Here is a 6,720-nt window from a genome sequence, read left to right as displayed (position 1 = left end):
TGGTCTTCTTCGGGAACGTCCAGCCCCGATTCGTGGGCGATCCCGATGCCCCCCTGGTCCGGGTACGGGGCTGGCCCCACGCCGCCGGCAGCGGCATCGGGCCAGCGTGGCGCACCTCAGCGCCGGTCGCTGCGACCCGCGGCCCTGCGCTGGGCGCGATTGCCCGGGTAGTGCGGGCCCGGCACCGCGCGGGTCTCGGATTCGAAGCGGTCGTAGGCGTCGACGATGTCGGAGACCAGTCGGTGCCGGACCACGTCGGCGCTGGTGAGCTCCGAGAAGTGGATGTCGTCGATATCGGTGAGGATCTCCGCGGCCGCCCGCAGGCCCGAGCGCTGACCGTTGGGCAGGTCGACCTGCGAGATGTCGCCGGTGACCACCATCCGCGAACCGAAGCCGAGGCGGGTGAGGAACATCTTCATCTGCTCGGCCGTGGTGTTCTGCGCCTCGTCGAGAATGATGAACGAATCGTTGAGGCTGCGACCACGCATGTACGCCAGCGGCGCGACCTCGATGACACCGGAGGCCATCAGCTTCGGAATGGCTTCGGGGTCCATCATGTCGTGCAGGGCGTCGTAGAGCGGGCGCAGGTACGGGTCGATCTTGTCGTTGAGGGTGCCGGGCAGGAAGCCGAGCCGTTCACCCGCCTCGACCGCGGGCCTGGTCAGGATGATGCGGGTGACCTGCTTGGACTGCAGGGCCTGCACCGCCTTGGCCATGGCCAGGTAGGTCTTACCGGTGCCCGCGGGGCCGATGCCGAACACGATCGTGTTGTCATCGATCGCGTCGACATAGCGCTTCTGGTTCAGCGTCTTGGGGCGGATGATCTTGCCGCGCCGCGACAGGATATCCAGGCTCAGCACCTCGGCGGGCGATTCGGACACGCCCTCGTCGGTGAGCATCGAGATGGTGTGGCGAACCGCCTCGGGCGTGATCACCCGGTTGCGGCCGGTCAGTGCCACGAGCTGCTCGATGACCCGCTCGGCCAGCGCCACATCGCCTGCCTTACCGGTGATGGTGACGGTGTTGCCGCGGACATGGATGTCGGCCGGGAGTAGTTTCTCCAGCTGCCGCAGGTTCTGGTCGGCCGAGCCGAGGAAACCGAAAACCGACTCCGGGGCGAGCTCGATGCTGGAACGCACGGTCCGCGCGGCGGGACCAGCATTGTTACCGCCTGCGCCGATGTCTGATACGGGGTTGGTGGGGTTGCCGATCTCGCCTGAGTTCTTCAAAAGTGGCTACAGCCTGCTTCCGGTTTCGACCTGGTGTTCGATGAGATCAGTTTACCGCCGAGCACTGACACCGCACAGTGGATAAAAATGCGCCCGTGCTATGCCGTTCGCGTCCCTGTGAAATACCCGGTTCCGGACGGTCCACTCCTGCCTCACCAGCGCGAGGTCAACGCCCCCAGCGCGCCGAGCGCGACGGCCGCCGCGGTGGAGGTGCGCAGCACGGTCGGGCCGAGGAGCACGATGTCGGCTCCCGCCTCCGCGAGCGCGGCCAGCTCGGCGTCGTCGAGGCCGCCTTCGGGGCCGACGATCAGCACCACTTCGCTCGCCTGGGCCAACGGCAGTTCGGTGAATCTACCCGCGCCGGATTCGTGCAGGGCCGCGACGATCGCGCCGTCCGCCTTGGCTTTTCGCACCAGTTCCACCAGGTCGCGGGTGCGGTGCAGGGCGGCGATCTCGGGAATGTAGGCGCGACGGGATTGACGGGCCGCGGACTTCGCCGCCGCACGCCACTTCTCGATACCCTTGGCGGCCTTGGCTTCCCAGTTCGCGACGCAGCGCGCGGCCTGCCACGGGACGATCAGGTCCGCGCCGGCCTCGGTCATCAATTCCACGGCCAGCTCGGAGCGATCCGACTTGGGCAGCGCCTGCACCACGGTCACCGCCGGGGTGGGCGGCGCGGCGATCCGACGGTCACGGACCGCCAGTTCGAGCCGGTCCTTCTGGGCCGCAACGACTTCCGAGTCGGCCAGCACACCGTGCCCATCGGACAGGGTGATCGGTTCGCCGACCTTGATCCGGCGCACGGTCGCGGCATGGCGGCCTTCGGGGCCGTCCAGCACCGCGACAGCGCCCGGCTCGGGGACCTCGTCGAGGTAGAAGACCGTTGCGGCCACGGGCTCAGCGCCCGCTGAACGACGCGCGCAGCCGGGCGAACAGACCGCTGTTGTGCTCGGACTGGGTCGACATCACCTCGGCGCGATCCTTGTCCCGCATGCCCTTGAACTTGCGCAACAGATCGGTCTGCCTGCCGTCGAGCTTGTTCGGCACGACGATGTCGAGGTGGGCGAGCAGGTCGCCGCGCGCACCCGAACGCAGGCGCGGCATGCCGTGCGCCCGCAGCTGGATGACCTCGCCGGGCTGAGTGCCCGCCGCGATGGTGAGTTCGGTGGGGCCGTCGAGGATGGTGTCGACGACCACGGTGGTCCCGAGGATCGCGTCGACCATCGGCACCCGGACCGTGCAGTGCAGGTCGTCGCCGTCGCGCACGAAGGTGTCGTGCGGCTGCTCGACTACCTCGACGTAGAGGTCACCGGCATGGCCGCCGCCGGGGCCCACCTCGCCCTGCGCCGCGAGGCGAACCCGCATGCCGCTGGCGACACCGGCCGGGATGGGCGCGGCGATCTCGCGACGGGCGCGCACGCGGCCGTCGCCACCGCACTTGTTGCAGGGGTCGGGGATGGTCTCGCCCGCGCCACGGCAGGTGGGGCAGGGCCGCGAGGTGAGCACCTGGCCGAGGAACGAGCGCTGCACCGACTGCACCTCGCCCGCGCCGTCGCAGGTCTCACAGCGCACCGGCTTGGAGTTGCCGTTGGTGCCAGAGCCCACGCAGACATCGCAGAGGATCGCGGTGTCGACGGTCAGATGCTTGGTGACGCCGACCGCGCATTCGGCCAGGCTCAGCCGAGTGCGGATCAGCGAGTCGGCGCCGGGCTGCACGCGGCCGCGCGGCTTGCGCTGACCACCGCCCTGGCCGCTCATCCCGCCGAAGAACGCCTCGAAGACGTCGCCGAGGCCGCCGAAGCCCGCACCGTTGAATCCTGCTCCGCCGCCGCCGTTTTCGAGCGGGTCACCGCCGAGGTCGACGATCCGGCGCTTCTCGGGGTCGGTCAGCACCTCGTAGGCGGTGGAGACGTCCTTGAAGCGGGCCTGCGCGCCCTCGTCCGGGTTCACATCGGGGTGCAGTTCGCGGGCCAGCTTGCGGTAAGCGCGCTTGAGCTCCTGGTCGGTGGCGTTCTTGCCGACGCCGAGCAGTCCGTAGTAATCCCGTGCCACGTGAGTTCTCTAGTCCTTGGTCGGTGTGGGCCGGCCGAGCGCCGGGCGCATCCTTTAGTCGAATCCACTCAACTTTACCGGCCGAAGTATCGACCTTAACAGTCCGGTTGTCGTGGATCCCGAGCTGGCTTCACCTTTCGGCGAGCACCTCGCCGATGTAGCGGGCGACCGTCGCGACGGATGCCATGGTGCCGGGGTAGTCCATGCGGGTCGGGCCGAGCACACCCATACCGCCGAGCACAGCGCCCGCCGCACCGTAACCGGTGGAGACGACGGAGGTGCCGCGCATCTGCTCGACCTGGGTCTCCTCGCCGATCTGCACCATCACCTGGCCCGGCTGCTGGGCGGCGGCGAGCAATTTGAGCACGATGACCTGTTCTTCCAGGGCTTCCAGCACGGTGCGCAAGGAGCCGGGGAAGCCGAAATCGGCGACATTGCGGGTGAGATTGGCCGTGCCGCCGAGGACCAGGCGTTCTTCGGGGTGCTCGACCAGCGTCTCCACCAGGACGGTCGAGACCCGGACCAGCACGTCGCGGATCTTGGCCGGTGCGCGTTCGGGCACACCGGCTACCGACGCACTCGCCACCGACAGCAGCTTGCCGTCCATAGCCCCGCCGAGCAGGCCACGCACGGCGGCCAGGTCCTCGTCGGAGATCACCGCGCCCAGGTCGACGATGCGCTGGTCGACGCGACCGGTGTCGGTGATCACCACGAGTAACAGCCGGGCCGGGTTGAGCGCGACGACCTCGATGTGGCGCACGATCGAGGCCGAGACGGTGGGGTATTGCACCACCGCGACCTGACGGGTGAGCTGGGCCAGCAGGCGCACGCCGCGGCGCAGAACGTCGTCGAGGTCGACCCCGGATTCGAGGAATTCCATGATCGCCCGGCGTTCGGCACCCGAGAGCGGTTTCACCTCGGCGATCCGGTCGACGAACTCGCGATAGCCCTTGTCGGTGGGGATGCGGCCCGAGCTCGTGTGCGGCTGCGTGATGTAGCCCTCGGCCTCCAGCACCGCCATGTCGTTGCGGATGGTGGCGCTGGAAACGCCGAGGTGATGCCGTTCCACGAGGGACTTGGAGCCGATCGGTTCCTTGGTGGCGACGTAGTCCGCGACGATCGCTCGCAGGACCTCGAAACGTCGATCCTCGGTACTCGACGCCATCGACCCCACCTTCCTCGCTCGTGCCTGGTACGTCACGCCTACCCGTGCTGCGTTCGCACAGGGTCGCACGCCGACGCTCGCAGCGTCTTGTTGTCCAGTCTAATTGTCTTGTTGCCGATCCCTGGATCGCACGGCGGTCCGGCATCGAACCGTCATGCGGGGATATCCGGCGTCGGGGGCGGTGTTCGGTTTGTCGGCTCGGTCGAGCCCCACGCCAGGGTTATCCACAGACCCGAGTTATCCACAGTTGCGGTTTCGCGGGTTGCCGGGCTCGGGCAGCGGGCGTAGATTTCGGACTGAATCAGGGGGCCTACCAGCTGTTTTCAGCTGACTACAGAGTGCACGGGGAGGGAACTGTGGTGTATCCGGGTGGGGTCGGCGAAGCGGGGCAAGTCGGTTCGAGCGCGGTCGCGGTGCGGCCGGCGGAGTTCGCCCGGATCGACGGTGCGTGTGTGGAATTTCTCCGCGCGATCGCGCGGATACGGGCGCTTGCCGTGGAAATCGGCGATCAGGAGCGCTGGGGGCTCGGCGAGGGAGAAGCGCGGTTGGTATCCGGTCGCACATTGGTCGCGCGATTGCGTTCCCTCGCGGCAGCGAACGAGAACAGCGTCACTGCCGTATTGGACGCGCATTCACAGATCGTGGCCGATATTCGGCAATCTTTCCGGGCTGCGCGCGATCTGATGGTGGTTGCTGACGAAGCGTGGGCTGATCGACTTCGGATGCCGGAACCCTCTGCGGGACAACATATTTCTTCGGTGTCAGCGTGACAGGCCCCGAGCCGAGCGGTATTCGCGGCGAGAACACATATCCGGACTATTCGAGCGACGTCACGAAATCGGGTGTTCCCGGCGGCGGGGAGAACACGCATTGTTGGCGACATCGGGAGATCGTCGCGGCATTCGGGGCGCTCGAGGTGACCGACGCGTTGGCGCAAGCGGACAGGTTCGAGCAGATCGCGCGGTGGTGGGACGAGGGTCTACGCGCATTCCGGCACGCAGTGGATGGGTCGCTGGCGTCGGCTTGGTCGGGCGTGGGTGCCGCCGCGGCCGGATCCGCGGTCGACGACTATGTCGCCCGAGCGCACGATCTGACTGTCGCGCTGGAGGATTTGCCGGGCGTGGTTCGAGCGGCTGCCGAGGCGATCGTGGCGACCAAGTACGCGGTCGGGTCACCCGTTGCCGAGGAGATCGGCGCCGCGGCATGGTCGGCGAGTGGGGCGGTACACACCATGGGCTCAGCATCGGCGCACGGTGCGGCGTCGGCCGCGGAGGAGGATGCGCGGGCGGCGATGCGGCAGCGATACGTGTTGCCGATCGCGGAGTTGGTCGCTCGCATTCCGGTGCTGCCCATGCCACTTCGGTCGTTCGACTCCGGCGAGCTGAGCGATCGGCAATTACTGATCGGCACCGTGGGGCAATCGCGAGGCGAGCGGCACAAGCTGTCGCCGGTCGAGGTTTCCGCAGTTGGCGGGCAGAACTTGTCCGCCGCGTCCGGGGAGAGTTCGGCCCAGCAGGTGGCGATCGGCGACTCGGAGAAGGTGAGGAGTGATGGTCGCGGCACAGGAGTGCCGATCGACGGTCACGAACTGGTCGACGGCAGATCGGTGGAATCCGATGACCGATCCGCACGCCCCGGCAACGCTACGACGGTGACCTCGGCGTCGTCGGGTGTCACTGGCGCGGCACCGCCGAGCGGTGCGGCTGCGTTGACGGCACCTGTCGGCGCAGGGTTGCTCACAGCGCCCGCGGGGACTTCCCCGGCGGCTGTCGACCCCGGGGTGGTTTCGGCGGGCCGTGTTCCCGCTGCAGGCTCAGCGGCTGGGCGTATGGGTCCGAGCGTCAGCACGAGCGGAGGCGATGACCGGACATGGGGTAGGGCACCGCGGTATCGACCGCCCGGCCAGCACGATGTGTCGAGGCCGGGTATCGGGCACAGCGTTCCCGGATCGACAGGCCCGGCTATCGGCGTCAACCCGCCGTCGGGGCACGCCACAACCAGGTCGGTCGATCGCTACTTCCATTGCGGAGGAGGAACGCCGACGGCGCCCGCGCCGGGCGTCGACGCCGTGCGCGGACTGCCGGAGTACTTGATCACGCTCGCGAACACCGCGGAACTACTCGGTGCGCCACGACCGGCGATAGCCGGTGGGGTGATCGGTGGTGGCGATGACTTCTCGCCGGTCGAGCAACGCTCAACGGCGACTCGGGGCTGACGGCGATGTCAGCGCGTCGGCGAAGGCGTCGGCAGTGGCCGCCCGATTCGGGCGGCCGG

6 protein-coding genes are annotated in these 6,720 nt (G+C 68.3%); 2 read left to right on the top strand and 4 right to left on the bottom strand.

The genetic code is table 11. From position 1 onward, the window contains the following. Window positions 1-116: 116 nt before the first annotated feature. From ACWGCN_RS33560 to hrcA, 4 genes are all read right to left on the bottom strand, one after another. Window positions 117-1,181 carry a PhoH family protein gene (locus tag ACWGCN_RS33560; RefSeq protein WP_378637749.1) on the bottom strand — a complete coding sequence of 355 codons (1,065 nt, stop codon included), beginning with the start codon at window positions 1,179-1,181 and terminating at the stop codon, window positions 117-119. 200 nt (window positions 1,182-1,381) lie between these two features. Continuing rightward, the gene (locus tag ACWGCN_RS33555) at window positions 1,382-2,122 is read right to left on the bottom strand and encodes a 16S rRNA (uracil(1498)-N(3))-methyltransferase (protein ID WP_379313930.1); all 741 of its coding nucleotides are present in this window, start codon (window positions 2,120-2,122) and stop codon (window positions 1,382-1,384) included. A 4-nt stretch (window positions 2,123-2,126) separates the two neighbouring features. After that, window positions 2,127-3,281, bottom strand: coding sequence for a molecular chaperone DnaJ (dnaJ, locus tag ACWGCN_RS33550; RefSeq protein WP_378993858.1), 1,155 nt, complete (start codon window positions 3,279-3,281; stop codon window positions 2,127-2,129). Between the two features lie 130 nt (window positions 3,282-3,411). Further along, complete coding sequence (gene hrcA / locus ACWGCN_RS33545; protein ID WP_378637503.1) at window positions 3,412-4,446, bottom strand: heat-inducible transcriptional repressor HrcA; 1,035 nt, start codon at window positions 4,444-4,446, stop codon at window positions 3,412-3,414. Between the two features lie 356 nt (window positions 4,447-4,802). Here hrcA and ACWGCN_RS33540 point away from each other — a divergent pair, with 356 nt between their 5' ends. Both ACWGCN_RS33540 and ACWGCN_RS33535 read left to right on the top strand, forming a co-directional pair. Next, a complete protein-coding gene (locus ACWGCN_RS33540) occupies window positions 4,803-5,216 on the top strand; it encodes a hypothetical protein (RefSeq protein ID WP_378993856.1) in 414 nt (137 codons plus the stop codon). Further along, a complete protein-coding gene (locus tag ACWGCN_RS33535; RefSeq protein WP_452458237.1) occupies window positions 5,213-6,661 on the top strand; it encodes a hypothetical protein in 1,449 nt (482 codons plus the stop codon). The genes ACWGCN_RS33540 and ACWGCN_RS33535 overlap by 4 nt, the downstream gene beginning before the upstream one ends. The last annotated feature ends 59 nt before the right edge of the window (window positions 6,662-6,720 follow it).

It is taken from the genome of Nocardia sp. NPDC055050 (assembly GCF_053608345.1).
This window is presented reverse-complemented; position numbering and strand designations above follow the sequence as displayed.

Excerpts from the sequence above, each read along its gene's own strand:
- hrcA (WP_378637503.1), bottom strand. The coding sequence starts at position 4,446 with ATGGCGTCGAGTACCGAGGATCGACGTTTCGAGGTCCTGCGAGCGATC.